This window comes from Mesorhizobium sp. 2RAF21 (genome assembly GCF_052115345.1).
Taxonomy (GTDB): Bacteria; Pseudomonadota; Alphaproteobacteria; order Rhizobiales; family Rhizobiaceae; genus Mesorhizobium; species Mesorhizobium terrae.
This window is the reverse complement of record NZ_JBFRGM010000006.1, coordinates 84,919-100,158: the sequence shown is the minus strand read 5'-3', so window position 1 is coordinate 100,158 and position 15,240 is coordinate 84,919. Positions and strand designations below refer to the sequence as shown.

The window sequence follows — 15,240 nt, the reverse complement described above, 5'->3', positions numbered from 1 at the left end:
TGCGATTAATAACGGTAGTGTTCCGGCTTGAACGGACCCTGGGTAGTCACACCGATATAGGCAGCCTGTTCATTGGAGAGGTCGGTGAGCTTGGCGCCAAGCTTGCCGAGATGCAGCCGGGCCACCTTCTCGTCGAGATGCTTGGGCAGCGTGTAGACCTTGTTCTCGTATTTGCCGGGCTGCGTCCACAGCTCCATCTGCGCCAGCACCTGGTTGGTGAAGGACGCCGACATGACGAAGCTCGGATGACCAGTGGCGTTGCCGAGGTTGAGCAGGCGGCCTTCCGACAAAAGCAGCAGACGCTTGCCATCCGGGAAGGAGATCATGTCGACCTGCGGCTTGACATTGGTCCATTTGAGATTGCGCAGGGCAGCGACCTGGATCTCGTTGTCGAAGTGGCCGATGTTGCCGACGATGACCATGTCCTTCATCGCCCGCATATGGTCGAGGGTGATGACGTCCTTGTTGCCGGTGGTGGTGATGACGATGTCGGCGGTCGGCGCCGCATCCTCCAGCGTGACCACTTCGAAGCCGTCCATAGCGGCCTGCAACGCGCAGATCGGGTCGACCTCGGTGACCTTCACGCGAGCACCGGCGCCGGACAGCGAAGCGGCCGAGCCCTTGCCGACGTCACCGTAGCCGCAAACGACGGCGACCTTGCCGGCCATCATCACGTCGGTGCCGCGGCGGATGCCGTCGACCAGTGATTCCTTGCAACCGTACTTGTTGTCGAACTTCGACTTGGTGACCGAGTCGTTGACGTTGATCGCCGGGAAGGGCAGCAGGCTCTTCTTCTGCAGCTGATAAAGCCGATTGACGCCGGTGGTGGTTTCCTCGGTGACGCCACGGATCGCCTCGCGCTGTTTGGTGAAGAAACCGGGCGAAGCCTTCAGGCGCTTCTTGATCTGCGCGAACAGGATTTCTTCTTCCTCGCTACCCGGCTTGGACAGCACGTCCTCGCCAGCCTCGGCACGGGCGCCGATCAGGATGTACATGGTGGCGTCGCCGCCATCGTCGAGGATCATGTTGGAGAGGCCGCCGTCGGCCCACTGGAAGATCTTGTCGGTGTAGTCCCAGTATTCTTCGAGCGACTCGCCCTTGACCGCGAAGACCGGGATGCCGCTCTCGGCAATCGCCGCGGCGGCGTGATCCTGGGTCGAGAAGATGTTGCAGGAAGCCCAGCGGATATCGGCACCCAGGGCCTTCAGCGTCTCGATCAGCACGGCGGTCTGGATGGTCATGTGCAGCGATCCGGTGATGCGAGCGCCCTGCAGCGGCTTCTTCTCGCCGAATTCCTCGCGGCAGGCCATCAGGCCCGGCATTTCCGTTTCGGCGATCTCGATTTCCTTGCGGCCCCAGCCGGCAAGCGAAATATCGGCGATCACATAGTCTTTGCTACCCGTCATTGTGGTGCTCCGATCTGGTTTTGCGTGCGGACGCGTTCAGGCCGTTTGGCGCAGGAAAATGAACGCGGCGTTGGCGCCTGCCTAGCAGATCACGCCGAAAGCGACAATGGGATATAAAGAAATCTTTATCTGCGCATATCGCAAAGGCTAGGCGATGTCGGGATTAACGACCGTCAAGGGCAAGTCGACACCGATCTTGTCCAGCATCTTTCGAAAGCCGGCAATGTCATAGCCACCACCTTCCGTGACGAGCGCGACGGTGCGGCCGGAGCCCTCGGCCGCGTCTGGCAAGGCAGCCACGACATTCTCCGCCGGGTCGAGAAGCAGCCACGTCGGCTGTGCCTGTTCGAAGAAGGAACGCAACCAGGGCAAATGCGTGCTGGAAAGGGTCAAAACATCGATTGAAGGATGTCGCGCGGCTATTTCGGCTGCAAATTCGGTTACAGCCAGGAGCGTTCGTTCCGGTTCAGACAGGAAAGCCCCGCTCTCAACCAGTTCGACCATCGGGGAAGCATTGATGAGCGCCACACTGGCGGGATCAACCGCGCGCTCACGAACAAAACGGGAAAGCTCGGCACTTTCGATCAGTGAGCGGACGCCCATGATACCGACCTGGCCGCTTCGGCTGCGTGCCAAAGCCTCCTCGAGCGGAGGCGCTACGCCGTAGACGGGCAACGGGCAGCTATCTCTCAATGCATCGAGAACCATGATCGACGGTGCATTCGAAGCCACCACAATCGCCTGCGGCGCGTATTCCAATAGAAAGCGGATGGTACCTTGGATGATCGACAGGAGCTCGTCCCTGCCTTTGCCCCCATAGGGGAAACGAGCCCTATCGGCGAAGTAGAGGATATCCCGCCGTGGCTGCCGGCGCCGGATCAACTCGACGATCGCGTAGCTGCCGATGCCGGCGTCGAATACAGCAATTGGTGTTGACAGCGCTAGGGGATCTGGAGAGCCCAAATGGGCCACCAAACTCAGATTTCCTCGCCGAACTTCGAGGCGACGAGATCGTCGAGTGCGGCGATCACCTCGGCGGCTTCCTTGCCGGACGCCGTGACACGGATCGAGCAGCCGGGGCTGGCGGCCAGCATCATCAGGCCCATGATCGAGGTGCCGCCGACCTTGGTGCCGTCCTTCTCGACATGGACGCACGCGTCGAAGCTGCCGGCGACCTGCACGAACTTTGCCGAGGCGCGAGCATGCAAGCCACGCTGGTTGATGATCCGCATGTCACGGGCGACGTGGCCAACTTCGGTGGACATGGTGCTCATTTGCTGGTCAGCAGTTGGCTGGCGACGTTGATGTATTTGCGGCCGGCGGCCTGGGCTTCGTCGAGCGCGGCGACCATGTTGTCGCTCTTGCGCACGCTGGAGAGCTTGATCAGCATCGGCAGGTTCATGCCGGCGATCACCTCGATCCGGCCTGCCTCCATCACCGAAATGGCGAGATTAGAAGGCGTGCCGCCGAACATGTCGGTGAGCAGGATGACGCCCGTGCCACCATCGACACGCCGCACCGCCTCGACGATATCGCGCCGGCGCTGCTCCATGTCGTCGTCAGCCCCAATGGCAACGGTCTCGAAATTCTCCTGCGGTCCCACGACGTGTTCCACCGCTAGGCGAAACTCGTCGGCCAGTCGACCGTGCGTCACGAGCACGAGTCCGATCATTCTTTGGCGGCTCCCGTCATGGCCCCTTCACAGGCGCATTTTATGCTCGCCAGCCTGTCCAGGCGGCGGGAGCGCTATCTTGTCGACGCACGGCGCGTTGACAAGCCCCAATTTGCACCATTCCGAGCCATTTTGACGCATTGCAGCATGAAAGTGCCGCAACGTCATCGAAAAGACGCGATCGACAGCCGCGCCGAGACGGCCGCCACCGCTGCGGTGACGTTGCGTGCCGCAACGTCAAGCGCGGCGATCGTGCAGCCGGCTATTTCTATGGTCGCATCCTTTTGGAAACGCTGCATTTCCGCCTCGGCAACCAGGCGCACGCAGAGGTCGATGACCGCTTCCTTCTCGAAGGCGAGCGGCTGCGGGCCGATGCCGGCAACCTCGGCGAGGCCGGCGATAGTGGGGGGTGCCTGGCAGACCAGACGACCGCCGTGGCCGGAAATGAAAAGCTGGTCGTCCGCGACCAGGCGCGAAAACAGGCCGAGGCTACGGAAGTGGCCGATCAGGGCCAGCGCCAGGGTCGATTTGCCTGCGCCCGAGGCGCCGGTGATCAGCAGACCGCAGTCGCCGGCCAGTAGCGCGGTGGCGTGGATGTTGCGCGGAGGCTCTACCGGCACGTTCGGTCCCTGGCCAAGGCGCCTCACCCTTCGGCCGGCAGCGCGACGATGAAGCGGGCACCCTTGATATCGCCGGGCTTGGTGCCGAGGATGTTCTCGGCGGTCAGCGTGCCGCCATGCGCCTCGACGATCTGACGGCTGATCGACAGGCCAAGGCCGGAATTCTGGCCGAAGGCTTCGCCGGCCGGACGGTCAGTGTAGAAGCGCTCGAAGATGCGCTCGATGTTCTCGGCGCGGATACCGGGACCGTTGTCTTCCACGGTCAGGATGTTGAACTTGCCGGAACGCGACAGCGACATCGAGATATGGCCGTGCTCGTCCGGCACGAAGGAGCGGGCATTCTCGATCAGGTTGGTGATGACCTGGCCGAGCCGCAGGTCGTGGCCCTGCACATAATAGCCCTTCACGCCCTGCGGCAGCTTGGCCACCTTGAGCTCCAGCTCCACCGCTTTCTTGTGGTGCGACGCCTCGCGCGAGATGCTGACGAGATCGGAGACGAATTGCTTGAAATCGACGCGCGCGGCGTCGTCGCGCGCCAGTTCGGCATCGAGCCGCGAAGCGTCGGAAATATCGGTGATGAGCCGGTCGAGCCGCCGCACATCGTGCTGGATGACCTCCATGAGCCGAGAGCGCGAGACCTCGTTCTTGGCCAGCGGCAAGGTTTCGACGGCGCTGCGCAGCGAGGTCAGCGGGTTCTTCAGTTCGTGCGAAACATCGGCCGCGAAACTCTCGATCGCCTCGATGCGGGCATAGAGGGCGTTGGTCATGTCACGCACGGCAATCGACAGATTGCCGATCTCGTCCTGGCGCTCGGAAAAATCCGGGATTTCCTCGCGGTTGCGCATCGACCGGCGCACCCGCACCGCCGCCGCGGAAAGCCGGCGCAGCGGGTTGGCGATGGTCGACGCAAGCAGCATCGACAGGATCGCCGTGACCAGCGCCGCCACGCCGAACACGCGCAGGATCGCCTTGCGTTCCGCCGCCACGATCTTATCGATGTCGCCGCCTTCGGTGGACAGCATCAGCACGCCAAGCACCGCGCGGAAACGCTGAATGGGGACCGCGACGGAGACGATCTGCTCACCCTTTTCGCTCACCCGGACGATGGTGGAAGGGCTGCCGGTCAGTGCCTTCACCACCTCCGGAAAGGCGCCGCCATTGCCGCCGGGCTGTTCCTTGTAGACCGGCAGCGAGTGGTTGGAGAAAATGTCGAAGATGAACTTCTGCGCCCGTTCGGCGACGCTCGGTTCCTCCTCGTCGACCGGCGGCAGGTCGTAGCGCAGGATCTGGCCCTTGGAATAGAGGTGCCTGGAATCGAGCAGAAGGTTTGCATCGCGGTCGTAGATGCGGGCGCGCGTGCGCGTTGGCGAGATCAGCCGTCGCAGCACCGGCGCCACGCGCTCGGGATTGATCGGGAAATCAAGATTGTCGAGTTGGTCGGCGGAAGGGCCGATGCTCTCGCCGGCCTGCAATTCCAGCAATTTCTCGGGATCGATGCGGATGGCGTCGGTCTCGACGGTTGCCGAGGCGGCGATGGCGCCGGCGATGATCTCGCCCTGCGTCATCAGGCTCTCGACACGCGCGTCGATGAGGCCGTCGCGGAAAGTGTTGAGATAGAGGATGCCGGTGACCAGCACCGCCAGACCGGCCAGGTTGAGGAAGAGAATGCGGCGGGTGAGGCTGGAGAAGATGTGATGGCCGAGGAAACGGCGCATCGGCACCGTCACCTTCGAGAACATGGCAGGCAGAATGCGCGGCGGCCGCCGCGCGGCCGCTGTCGGCCTGTTCCGCTCCACCTCTACCGCCATCGTATCCCGATCAGCCTCACGCTTCGCGGAATCGGTAGCCGACTCCATAAAGCGTCTCGATCATCTCGAAGTCGTCGTCGACGACCTTGAACTTCTTGCGCAACCGCTTGATGTGGCTGTCGATGGTGCGGTCGTCGACATAGACCTGCTCATCATAAGCCGAATCCATCAGCGCATCACGGCTTTTCACCACGCCCGGCCGCTGTGCCAGCGAATGCAGGATGAGGAACTCGGTGACGGTCAATATCACCGGCTCGCCCTTCCAGGTGCAGGTGTGGCGTTCCTGATCCATCACGAGCTGGCCGCGCTCGAGCGAGCGGGACTGCTGCGTCGGGGCTTTGGCCGCGGCCTCGCGGGCGCTGGTGCGGCGCAAGACGGCGCGCACGCGCTCGACCAGCAGACGCTGCGAGAACGGCTTCTTGATGAAGTCGTCGGCACCCATCTTCAGGCCGAACAGCTCGTCGATCTCGTCGTCCTTGGAGGTCAGGAAGATCACCGGCAGGTCGGTCTTCTGGCGCAACCGGCGCAGAAGCTCCATGCCGTCCATGCGCGGCATCTTGATGTCGAGGATGGCGAGGTTTGGCGGACGCGCCGCCAGGCCTTCCAGCGCCGAGGCACCGTCGGTGTAGGTCTCGACCCGATATCCTTCCGATTCCAGTGCGATCGAAACCGATGTCAGGATGTTGCGGTCGTCGTCGACCAGGGCGATTGTTGCCATTTCAAGCGGCTCCCTCATGGGCGGGCGTCCCTTCGTTCCGTCGGAACGAGCTTTTGCAGGACAAATTAGGTACAAAATGTGGCACGCCGCCAGCCCTCCTACATCGGCTGGGCGCCTATGTCCACAATCGCGCCCTTCGCCGTGCTCTCGCCGCGATAGGACGACACCGCGCCGTAATGCTTTGGGCGTGACCCCGGCTTTTTTCATATTTAAACGATTTAAACAACTTTCAAATTTTTTAAATCGATTAATGATTTGATATCGTTTGCTTTTTCTGATTTTGGCCTTTTTCCAGGGCTTTACTCATCCTTTCGGCGGACAGCCATCCAAGGCGGCATTCAACAGGGAGAATTATCGATGTCGGAACGCGGCAAGCGTAATCCCGCATGCGGGCTCGACACCATCGGCCTGAAAACGACGGGCATGGTGCGGTACAATTTCGGTGCCGCCGAGCTCTATGAGGAAGCGCTGCGCCGCGGCGAGGCGAAGCTGACCGCGCATGGCGCACTGTTGGCCGAGACCGGCCAACACACCGGTCGTTCGCCCAAGGACAAGTTCGTGGTTCGCGACGCCAAGACCGAAGACAGCGTCTGGTGGGGCAACAACAAGGCGATCACGCCGGCACAGTTCGAGACGCTCTTCGCTGACTTCCTGGCGCATGCGGCCGACAAGGATCTCTACGTGCAGGACCTGGTCGGCGGCGCCGACGCCGAGCTTTGCCTGCCGACCCGCGTGGTGACCGAGTTCGCCTGGCACTCGCTGTTCATCCGCAATCTTCTGATCCGTCCGGAAATGGAAGCGCTTGCCCGCTTCCTGCCGAAGATGACGATCATCGATCTGCCATCCTTCCGCGCCGACCCAGCCCGCCATGGCACCCGTACCGAGACGGTGATCGCGCTCGACCTGACGCGCATGATCGTGCTGATCGGTGGCACCTCCTATGCCGGAGAGATGAAGAAGTCGGTGTTCACCGCCCTCAACTACCTGCTGCCCGAGCAAAGCGTGATGCCGATGCACTGCTCCGCTAATGAAGGGCCCGACGGCGACGCCGCCGTGTTCTTCGGTCTCTCCGGAACCGGCAAGACCACGCTGTCGGCCGATCCGGCGCGCACGCTGATCGGTGACGACGAACATGGCTGGGGCCCGCACGGCATCTTCAATTTCGAGGGCGGCTGCTATGCCAAGACCATCAAGCTCTCGGCCGAAGCGGAGCCTGAAATCTTCGCCACCACGCGCCGCTTCGGCACGGTGCTGGAGAACGTGATCCTCGACGACAACCGCGTGCCGGATTTCGACGACGGGCGGCTCACCGAGAACACGCGTTGCGCCTATCCGCTGAACTTCATTCCCAATGCCAGCGCCAGCGGCCGCGCAAGCCACCCCAAGAACATCATCATGCTGACGGCCGACGCCTTCGGCGTGATGCCGCCGATCGCCCGGCTGACGCCGGCGCAGGCGATGTATCATTTCCTGTCCGGCTATACCGCGAAGGTGGCCGGCACCGAAAAGGGCGTGACCGAGCCGGAAGCGACCTTCTCGACCTGCTTCGGCGCACCCTTCATGCCGCGCCATCCTTCGGAATACGGCAATCTGCTGCGCGAGCTGATCGCCCGGCACGGCGTCACCTGCTGGCTCGTCAACACCGGCTGGACCGGCGGCGCCTATGGCACCGGTCGCCGCATGCCGATCAAGGCGACGCGCGCGCTTCTGGCCGCCGCCCTCAACGGCTCGCTGAACATGGCCAGCTTCCGCACCGACCCGAATTTCGGCTTCGAGGTTCCTGTGACCGTGGACGGCGTCGACGGCGCCATCCTCGATCCGCGCTCGACGTGGGCCGACAAGCCCGCCTATGACCGTCAGGCCGCCAAGCTGGTTGGCATGTTCATCGACAATTTCGGCAAGTTCGAGGACCATGTCGATGCATCGGTGCGTGGTGCTGCGCCACGCGTTCAGGTAGCTGCCGAATAACAGCATTCCGACGCATTTCTCCTCCAGGGCCCGATTGCGATCGGGCCTTTTCTTTTTGGCGCCGCCGCGCCATCACTGGTCAATGGGCAACGAAGATACAATCACCATCAGCCGCGAGGCGGTCATCCATCCGGACGACCTCGAGGAGAGCTTTATCCGCTCCTCGGGTCCCGGTGGGCAGAACGTCAACAAGGTGGCCACCGCCGTGCAGCTGCGCTTCGACGCAGCAGGCGCCACTGGCCTTTCCGAGCGCGTGCGCGACAGGGTGATCCGGATGGCTGGCCAGCGCGCGACCAAGGATGGCGTCATCGTCATCGAGGCCGGCCGTTTCCGCACGCAGGAACAGAACCGCGCCGACGCTAGGACCCGGCTGACGGCACTGGTGGCCAAGGCCGCCGAACCGCCACCACCACCGCGCAAGAAGACGAAGCCGAGCAAGGGCGCGATCGAGCGGCGGCTGAAAAGCAAGGCGGGACGCGCGACCGTCAAGAAGCTGCGCGGCCGGGTTGGCGACGAGTAACAGGCACGTTCCGCAACGTGACTTCACATCGTCGTCTTCGGATGCGAGGTTGGCACTCCCGCAAACAGGCAAGGAGAGGCCTCAATGGGAATTTTCGATTTCGTCAAAGGCGTCGGCAAGAAGCTTGGCATCGGCGGCGACGAGGAAGCAGCGCCTGAAGCCGACGCCCTGAAAAAGGAGCTGGATTCACACAAGCTCGGCACCGACGGCGTCCAGATCGAGGTCAAGGGCGACACCGCCGTACTGAAGGGCGAGGTCAAGGACCAGTCGATCTTCGAAAAGGCGGTGATCGCGGTTGGCAACACGCTGGGTGTGTCGAAGGTGCAGGCCGACGAGTTGAAGGTCGGCACCGACGCCGCCAGCGCCGCACCCGCCAAGGCGCCCGTCTTCTATACGGTCAAGAAGGGCGACAACCTCTGGAAGATCGCCGAGGCGCAATATGGCAAGGGCAATGGCGCCAAGAACCCGCTGATCTTCGAGGCCAACAAGCCGATGCTGACCCATCCCGACAAGATCTATCCCGGCCAGGTTCTGCGTATTCCCGAACTTTCCTGATCAGGGGATCGCTCGGCGATCATCGACGAGACGGCGGCTTTCGGGTCGCCGTTTTTCGTTTCCGGACGCATTGCTATTCTATGAGCGCTACCAGCAACCGGAGCCCGACCATGCTCGTCCTGCCCAAAGGCGTCCGCCATATGCCCGGCTTCCTGCCGCGACCCGCCCAGGAGGCACTGGTCGAGGCGGTGCGCACCGTGGTGCAGGAAGCGCCGCTCTACGTGCCGGCGATGCCGCGCACCGGCAAGGAGATGAGCGTGCGCATGACCAATTGCGGAACACTCGGCTGGGTCACCGACAAGGAGCGCGGCTATCGTTATCAAGCGACGCATCCGGTGACAGGAATGCCCTGGCCACCGATCCCGGAAAGCCTGCTTGCCTTGTGGCGCGAGGTTTCGGGCTATCCGCACCCGCCGGAGGCCTGTCTCGTCAATTTCTACACGGCGGATGCCAAGATGGGCCTGCACCAAGACCGCGACGAACAGGAATTCGACGCGCCCGTCGTCTCGATCTCGCTCGGCGACGATTGCCTGTTTCGCGTCGGCCAACCCAAGCGCGACGGCAAGACCGTTTCATTCAGGCTTAAGTCCGGCGACGTCGTGGTGCTTGGCGGCGAAGGCCGCCTGGCCTTCCACGGCGTCGACAGGATTTATCCCATGACTTCGGCGCTGTTGAAGAATGGCGGCAGGATCAATCTGACGCTGAGGCGGGTGACAGTGCCGTAGCCGAGATGTCAGCGCCAGTTCTCTCTGGACAGGCTCAACCCAGTTCGAGGATGCTGCGGCGGTCGATTCGTTGCTGTGGTGGGCATGGGCAAGACTGGGCGCAACCTCAAACTGGCCCTCCTCATATTGGGTGTGGCTCATCTCATCGGCGCTTGTATCTACAAATACAGCAGCCTCACCGGCATCAGCGGACTGCTCTATGCCGACGGCACGCCCGTCGGCGGCGATTTCATCAATCTGTGGGCGGCAGCCCGCATGGTGCTGTCCGGACACGCGAACGAGATCTACGCCGTCAGCGGCTTCAAGGCTTATCAGGCCACGTTCGTTGGCGGCGCCGATCTGGGACTGCGTCTGTGGGCCTATCCCCCACATTCCCTGCTTCTGATCTGGCCGTTCGGCCTGATCGGCTACTACCCGGCCCTTGCCGTCTGGTCCGTGTTCGGCCTGATATTGCTGTTCGTCGGCGCGCGGCGGTTCGGCTTCGATCGCCTCGAAACCGCGGTTCTGCTCACATCGCCGGCCACGGTCGTGAACCTCTATTATGGCCAGAGCGGCAGCGCCGTCGCAGGGCTCGTCTTGCTGGCGCTGTCGGCGCGAACCAAGCGCGATGCCGTTCCTTCGGCGGCCGCCACAATCCTGACGATCAAACCGCAGGGCGGTTTCCTGCTCCCCCTGCTGTGGGCCGTCGAACGACGCTGGCGGATGATCCTTTGGACGGCGCTGGGAACGGTCCTGTTCGCGGGCTTTTCGGTACTCATGTTCGGCACGGGGCCATGGCGCGACTATCTCGGCGACACCTTGCCGGTCTTGAGCGATCTCGAACGGAACGGCAGCGGGCCGTTCATGGCCATGATCCCCTCCATATTCATGGGCTTGCGCATCGTGACCGGAAACTCCGTCCTCGCCCTGGCGATCCACGCCGCCTTCGCCTGCGGTGTCGGCCTCGTTTTCGCGTGGCGCATCTGGCGTGTCCACGACCCGGAACGCCGCGCCGCACTCCTGTTGCTGGCGACGGTTCTGATCACCCCCTACATCCACAACTACGATCTGGCCCTATTGTTGAGCGGCGCGCTCATCGTGGCGCGGCGGCCGTGGGTGATCGCCAGCGGGCCGCTAAGAGCGGAACTGCCGATCATCCTTGCATGGATGTTGCCGCAGCTCGTGCTTGTTCTCAACATAGCCGGCCTGCCGATCTCCTCGCTGCTGGTTCTCCCGCTTCTTTTCCTGGCTTGATGCGAAGTCCGGCGAGCCGGCGACCAGGATCACAACTTCCGCAGCGCCACTTCTTCGACCAGATGGTTGGCGCCCTTGCGCAGGATGAGGTCGGCGCGGGGGCGCGTCGGCAGGATGTTCTCGCGCAGGTTCTTCAGGTTGATGTTGGCCCACAGCCCTTCCGCGATCGCGCGCGCCGCCGGCTCGGACAGTTGCGAATAGCGGTGGAAGAAGGATTCCGGATTGCGGAACGCGGTTTCGCGCAATCGCATGAAACGGGCGATGTACCATTCATGGATCAGCGCCTCGTCGGCATCGATATAGATTGAGAAATCGAAGAAATCCGACAGGAACGGCACGAACTTGCCGTCCATCGGCAGCCTGCCGGGTTGCAGCACGTTGATGCCTTCGAAGATCAGGATATCGGGCCGATCAATGGTGACATACGCGCCCGGCAAAACGTCATAGGTGAGATGCGAATAGAGCGGCGCGCGCACGTCGCGCTCGCCCGACTTGATCGAGGACAGGAAACGCAGCAGGGCGCCGACATCATAGCTGTCGGGAAAACCCTTGCGTTCCATCAACCGGTCGCGGCGCAGCACCTCGTTGGGCAACAGAAAGCCGTCCGTGGTCACCAGGTCGACTTTCGGGCTCGACGGCCAGCGCGCAAGCAGTTCCTTCAGCACACGTGCCGTGGTCGACTTGCCCACCGCCACCGAACCGGCGATGCCAATAATGTAGGGCGTCTTGACCACGCTTTCCTTGTTGAAGAAAGCTTGGCGCTGGCGAAACAGCATCTGGCTGGATTCGACATGCGCCGAAAGCAGGCGCGACATCGAAAGATAGATGCGCGTCACCTCCTCCAGATCGACCGGGTCGTTCAGCGAACGCAGGCGGCGGATTTCGTCCTCGCCCAGGGTCATCGGTGTGTCGGCGCGGAATTTCGCCCAATCGGCGGCCGAAAAGAAAAGGTAGGGGGAATATTTTTCGGTAGGCGCGAGCTGATCCATCGCGTGTCCCACTCCCTCCAGCATCAGCCCCGCTCTTGCCGCGAGGCCTTCTCGGCAACGCCTGAACGCCCCGTCCGGCGTTCGAGTTCCGCCAGCACCTCGCTTAGCGGAACGTCCGCTAAGCCGAGCACCACCAGCCAATGATAGAGGAGATCGGCGCTTTCCGAAACGAGGGCCTGACGATCGCCCTTGATCGCGGCGATGACCGTTTCGACCGCCTCCTCGCCGAGCTTCTGCGCCGCCTTGTCCATGCCGCGCGCATAAAGCTTCGCCGTCCACGAATCCGGATCGCCGGATCGCGCGCGTTCGCGGATGGTCGCTTCAAGGTCGGACAGCGAAAAGCCAGTCATAATCGCCGTTTAGGACCCTTTGGCGTCCGAGTCGAGTCGTACCGCCAGGCCGGCCGCCGCCATGTGCCGCTTGGCCTCGGCAATGGTGTAGGTGCCGAAGTGGAAGATCGAGGCGGCCAGCACCGCCGTGGCATGGCCGTCGCGAATGCCGGCGACCATGTGATCGAGATTGCCGACGCCACCCGAAGCGATCACCGGCGCGCGCACGGCATCGGCCACGGCGCGCGTCAGCGCGATATCGTAACCGGCCTTGGTGCCGTCGCGATCCATCGAGGTAAGAAGGATTTCGCCAGCGCCGAGATCGACCATTTTGGCGGCGAACTCGACCGCGTCGATGCCGGTCTTCTCGCGTCCACCATGGGTGAAGATTTCCCAGCGATCAGTCTCGCCATGCGCCGACACCTTCTTGGCGTCGATGGCAACGACGATGCACTGATTGCCGAACTTGTCGGCGGCCTCGGCAACAAAGGCCGGGTTCTTCACCGCGGCGGTGTTGATCGACACCTTGTCGGCGCCGGCCAGCAAAAGCTTGCGGATATCGGCCACCTGCCGCACACCGCCACCAACGGTGAGCGGCATGAAACATTGCTCGGCAGTGCGAGCAATGACGTCGAAGATGGTTTCGCGATTGTCGGAAGATGCGGTGATGTCGAGGAAGCAAAGCTCGTCGGCGCCGGCCGCGTCATAGGCCTTGGCTGCCTCGACCGGGTCGCCGGCATCAATGAGATCGACGAAATTCACGCCCTTGACGACGCGGCCGTCCTTGACGTCCAGGCAGGGAATGACACGGGCTTTGAGGGTCATTTGCCTTCCATCGTGGCCAGCAGATCGTTGAGCAGTTGGCCGACCAGCGGCGGCGCTTCCGCCTTGGCGTCGAAGGCCGGATCGTAAGCCGAAATGGTGATGCCCACCACCGACATCTCCTTGGCCATGATGCAGGCGGCACTGCGCAACTGCACGGGGTTGGGCCCGCCGGCGGTCGCATAGCGGTTGACCTGCAATTCGTTCGGATCGTGCACGTCGAGGTCGATATGCAAATGCGTGCGCGCAGCACCAGTCGCCTTCAGCTTGGCAGCTGCGGAGGCGGCCGCGCCGCATTCGGTGCGGATGACCGGCAGGGTCTCAAGCAGCGCCTTTTCATCCGGGTCGAGGTCGCGCGCATTGATCAGCACGGAACGCGACGGATCGATCGGCTTGAACCCCGGAACGGCCGCCGCCATCGGCTTCCAGCAGAGGCCGAGCGCGGTCGAGAACGCCATGCCGTCGAGAAAACCGTAGATCGAGGTTTCCGGCGTGTTGAGATCGCCATGCTGGTCGGCCCAGACGATGGAATCCGCGTCTTCGCCGGCCACGGCACCACAGGCCGTCAGGCAGTTTCCGGTAAGCACGACCGGGAAGCGCCCCTCGTCACGCGCATTACGAACTTTTTCAGCCACTGTGTTGCAGACGGCAAAACCGGTGGCGATCTCGCGGCCCGGCTCCGGCCCGACCTTGTCGATATCCTCGACCTCGACATCGTGACCGGCCAAAGTCAGCGCCTCGACCAGACCGCCGGCTATCAGCGCATCCGGGCCCTGACCGAAGCCGACATGGTAGAGGCCGCTGTCGTAAGGGGCGAGAACGATGGTCAGCTTCACCAGTTGGCCTCCCTGGTCTTGCCCTTGAGGATCGCCAGCGCCTCGGCAGGATCGATGCGGCCATCATAGAGCGCGCGGCCCGAAATGGCACCTTCGAGCTTGCTGGCGTCGGGCATCGTCATGCGCACGATGTCGGCGATGGACGCCAGGCCGCCCGAGGCGATAACCGGGATCGACACCGCTTCGGCAAGATCGATGGTCGAGCCCCAGTTGATGCCGGTCAAAACGCCGTCGCGGTCGATGTCGGTGTAGATGATTGCGGCCACGCCGGCGCCCTCGAACTTCTTTGCCAGTTCGACGACGCCGAGGCTTGAGGCCTCCGCCCAGCCTTCCACAGCCACCTTGCCCCCCCTCGCGTCGATGCCGACGGCCACCTTGCCCGGAAACGCCCGGCAGGCTTCCTTGACCAGTTCGGGATCGCGGACGGCGACCGTGCCGAGGATGACGCGAGCCAGTCCACGGTCCAGCCAGTCCTCGATCTGCGGCAAGGTGCGGATGCCGCCGCCAAGCTGTACCGGATTCTTCGTTGCCTTGAGGATAGCGCCGACAGCGGCGCTGTTGACGCTCTGGCCCTTGAAAGCGCCGTTCAGGTCGACGACGTGCAGCCACTCGAAGCCTTGGTGTTCGAAAGCGCGGGCCTGGTCGGCGGGGTCTTCATTGTAGACGGTAGCGGTGTCCATATCGCCGAGCTTCAGGCGAACGCACTTGCCGTCCTTGAGGTCGATAGCTGGGAAAAGGATCACTTACACGCCCTCGACGATGACGACTTTGCCGACCGACCCGGCCAGCCGATGCTTCAGCGCTTCCTGGTATTCCGGCGAATTGTAGCAGGCCAGCGCCGTCTCGTAGGTCTCGAACTCAATGATCACATGCCGGTTGCCGGTCGGTCCTTCGGGGTCGGTGTTGCGACCGGCGCGAACCAGGAACTTCGCGCCATATTTGGCGAAGGCCATACCATTGGTCTCGATGTACTTCCTGTAGACATCCGGGTCGCGAACATCGACCATCGCCATCCAGTAGCCTTTCTTGGTCACGACGC

18 protein-coding genes are annotated in these 15,240 nt (G+C 62.9%); 5 read left to right on the top strand and 13 right to left on the bottom strand.

Going from position 1 to position 15,240, the window contains the following annotated elements:
* Positions 1-5: 5 nt before the first annotated feature.
* The 7 genes from ahcY to AB4136_RS11480 form a co-directional block, all read right to left on the bottom strand.
* Positions 6-1,406, bottom strand: a complete 1,401-nt coding sequence (gene ahcY, locus AB4136_RS11510; protein WP_024924263.1) for an adenosylhomocysteinase — start codon at positions 1,404-1,406, stop codon at positions 6-8.
* A gap of 147 nt (positions 1,407-1,553) precedes the next feature.
* The gene (locus AB4136_RS11505) at positions 1,554-2,378 is read right to left on the bottom strand and encodes a glutamate racemase (RefSeq protein ID WP_244431253.1); all 825 of its coding nucleotides are present in this window, start codon (positions 2,376-2,378) and stop codon (positions 1,554-1,556) included.
* A gap of 5 nt (positions 2,379-2,383) precedes the next feature.
* Complete coding sequence (locus AB4136_RS11500) at positions 2,384-2,680, bottom strand: HPr family phosphocarrier protein (protein WP_024924265.1); 297 nt, start codon at positions 2,678-2,680, stop codon at positions 2,384-2,386.
* Positions 2,677-3,078 carry a PTS sugar transporter subunit IIA gene (locus AB4136_RS11495; protein WP_024924266.1) on the bottom strand — a complete coding sequence of 134 codons (402 nt, stop codon included), beginning with the start codon at positions 3,076-3,078 and terminating at the stop codon, positions 2,677-2,679. Before AB4136_RS11495 ends, AB4136_RS11500 begins: the two co-directional genes overlap by 4 nt.
* Positions 3,079-3,242: 164 nt before the next feature.
* Positions 3,243-3,698, bottom strand: coding sequence for an HPr kinase/phosphorylase (locus AB4136_RS11490; RefSeq protein ID WP_036253415.1), 456 nt, complete (start codon positions 3,696-3,698; stop codon positions 3,243-3,245).
* Positions 3,699-3,721: 23 nt separating this feature from the next.
* Positions 3,722-5,506, bottom strand: a complete 1,785-nt coding sequence (locus AB4136_RS11485; protein WP_024924268.1) for a sensor histidine kinase — start codon at positions 5,504-5,506, stop codon at positions 3,722-3,724.
* Between the two features lie 16 nt (positions 5,507-5,522).
* Entirely contained in the window at positions 5,523-6,224 is a 702-nt protein-coding gene (locus tag AB4136_RS11480; protein ID WP_137900309.1) for a response regulator transcription factor, read from the bottom strand.
* Positions 6,225-6,581: 357 nt separating this feature from the next.
* Here AB4136_RS11480 and AB4136_RS11475 point away from each other — a divergent pair, with 357 nt between their 5' ends.
* The 5 genes from AB4136_RS11475 to AB4136_RS11455 all read left to right on the top strand — a co-directional run bounded on the left by AB4136_RS11475 (position 6,582) and on the right by AB4136_RS11455 (position 11,225).
* Positions 6,582-8,192 carry a phosphoenolpyruvate carboxykinase gene (locus AB4136_RS11475; RefSeq protein ID WP_024924270.1) on the top strand — a complete coding sequence of 537 codons (1,611 nt, stop codon included), beginning with the start codon at positions 6,582-6,584 and terminating at the stop codon, positions 8,190-8,192.
* An 82-nt stretch (positions 8,193-8,274) separates the two neighbouring features.
* Complete coding sequence (arfB, locus tag AB4136_RS11470; RefSeq protein WP_024924271.1) at positions 8,275-8,712, top strand: alternative ribosome rescue aminoacyl-tRNA hydrolase ArfB; 438 nt, start codon at positions 8,275-8,277, stop codon at positions 8,710-8,712.
* Positions 8,713-8,796: 84 nt separating this feature from the next.
* A complete protein-coding gene (gene lysM, locus AB4136_RS11465; protein ID WP_024924272.1) occupies positions 8,797-9,267 on the top strand; it encodes a peptidoglycan-binding protein LysM in 471 nt (156 codons plus the stop codon).
* A gap of 110 nt (positions 9,268-9,377) precedes the next feature.
* Positions 9,378-9,992: an alpha-ketoglutarate-dependent dioxygenase AlkB family protein gene (locus AB4136_RS11460; RefSeq protein ID WP_024924273.1), complete on the top strand. Its 615-nt coding sequence runs from the start codon at positions 9,378-9,380 to the stop codon at positions 9,990-9,992.
* Between the two features lie 84 nt (positions 9,993-10,076).
* Positions 10,077-11,225 (top strand): glycosyltransferase family 87 protein, encoded by a 1,149-nt coding sequence (locus tag AB4136_RS11455; RefSeq protein ID WP_024924274.1) that lies wholly within the window; start codon positions 10,077-10,079, stop codon positions 11,223-11,225.
* Positions 11,226-11,254: 29 nt separating this feature from the next.
* On the opposite strand, the gene coaA is transcribed toward AB4136_RS11455, so the two are convergent.
* Genes coaA through AB4136_RS11425 form a run of 6 tightly spaced genes read right to left on the bottom strand, consistent with a single transcriptional unit; the run spans position 11,255 to position 15,235 of the window.
* The gene (gene coaA, locus AB4136_RS11450; RefSeq protein WP_036253378.1) at positions 11,255-12,214 is read right to left on the bottom strand and encodes a type I pantothenate kinase; all 960 of its coding nucleotides are present in this window, start codon (positions 12,212-12,214) and stop codon (positions 11,255-11,257) included.
* Positions 12,215-12,237: 23 nt separating this feature from the next.
* Positions 12,238-12,564, bottom strand: a complete 327-nt coding sequence (locus tag AB4136_RS11445; protein ID WP_024924276.1) for a phosphoribosyl-ATP diphosphatase — start codon at positions 12,562-12,564, stop codon at positions 12,238-12,240.
* A gap of 9 nt (positions 12,565-12,573) precedes the next feature.
* Entirely contained in the window at positions 12,574-13,368 is a 795-nt protein-coding gene (gene hisF, locus AB4136_RS11440) for an imidazole glycerol phosphate synthase subunit HisF (RefSeq protein WP_024924277.1), read from the bottom strand.
* A complete protein-coding gene (locus tag AB4136_RS11435; protein ID WP_024924278.1) occupies positions 13,365-14,201 on the bottom strand; it encodes an arginase family protein in 837 nt (278 codons plus the stop codon). The genes hisF and AB4136_RS11435 overlap by 4 nt, the downstream gene beginning before the upstream one ends.
* Positions 14,198-14,944, bottom strand: a complete 747-nt coding sequence (gene hisA / locus AB4136_RS11430; RefSeq protein ID WP_024924279.1) for a 1-(5-phosphoribosyl)-5-[(5-phosphoribosylamino)methylideneamino]imidazole-4-carboxamide isomerase — start codon at positions 14,942-14,944, stop codon at positions 14,198-14,200. Before hisA ends, AB4136_RS11435 begins: the two co-directional genes overlap by 4 nt.
* Positions 14,945-15,235, bottom strand: coding sequence for a DUF1330 domain-containing protein (locus tag AB4136_RS11425; protein WP_024924280.1), 291 nt, complete (start codon positions 15,233-15,235; stop codon positions 14,945-14,947).
* Between the last annotated feature and the right edge of the window lie 5 nt (positions 15,236-15,240).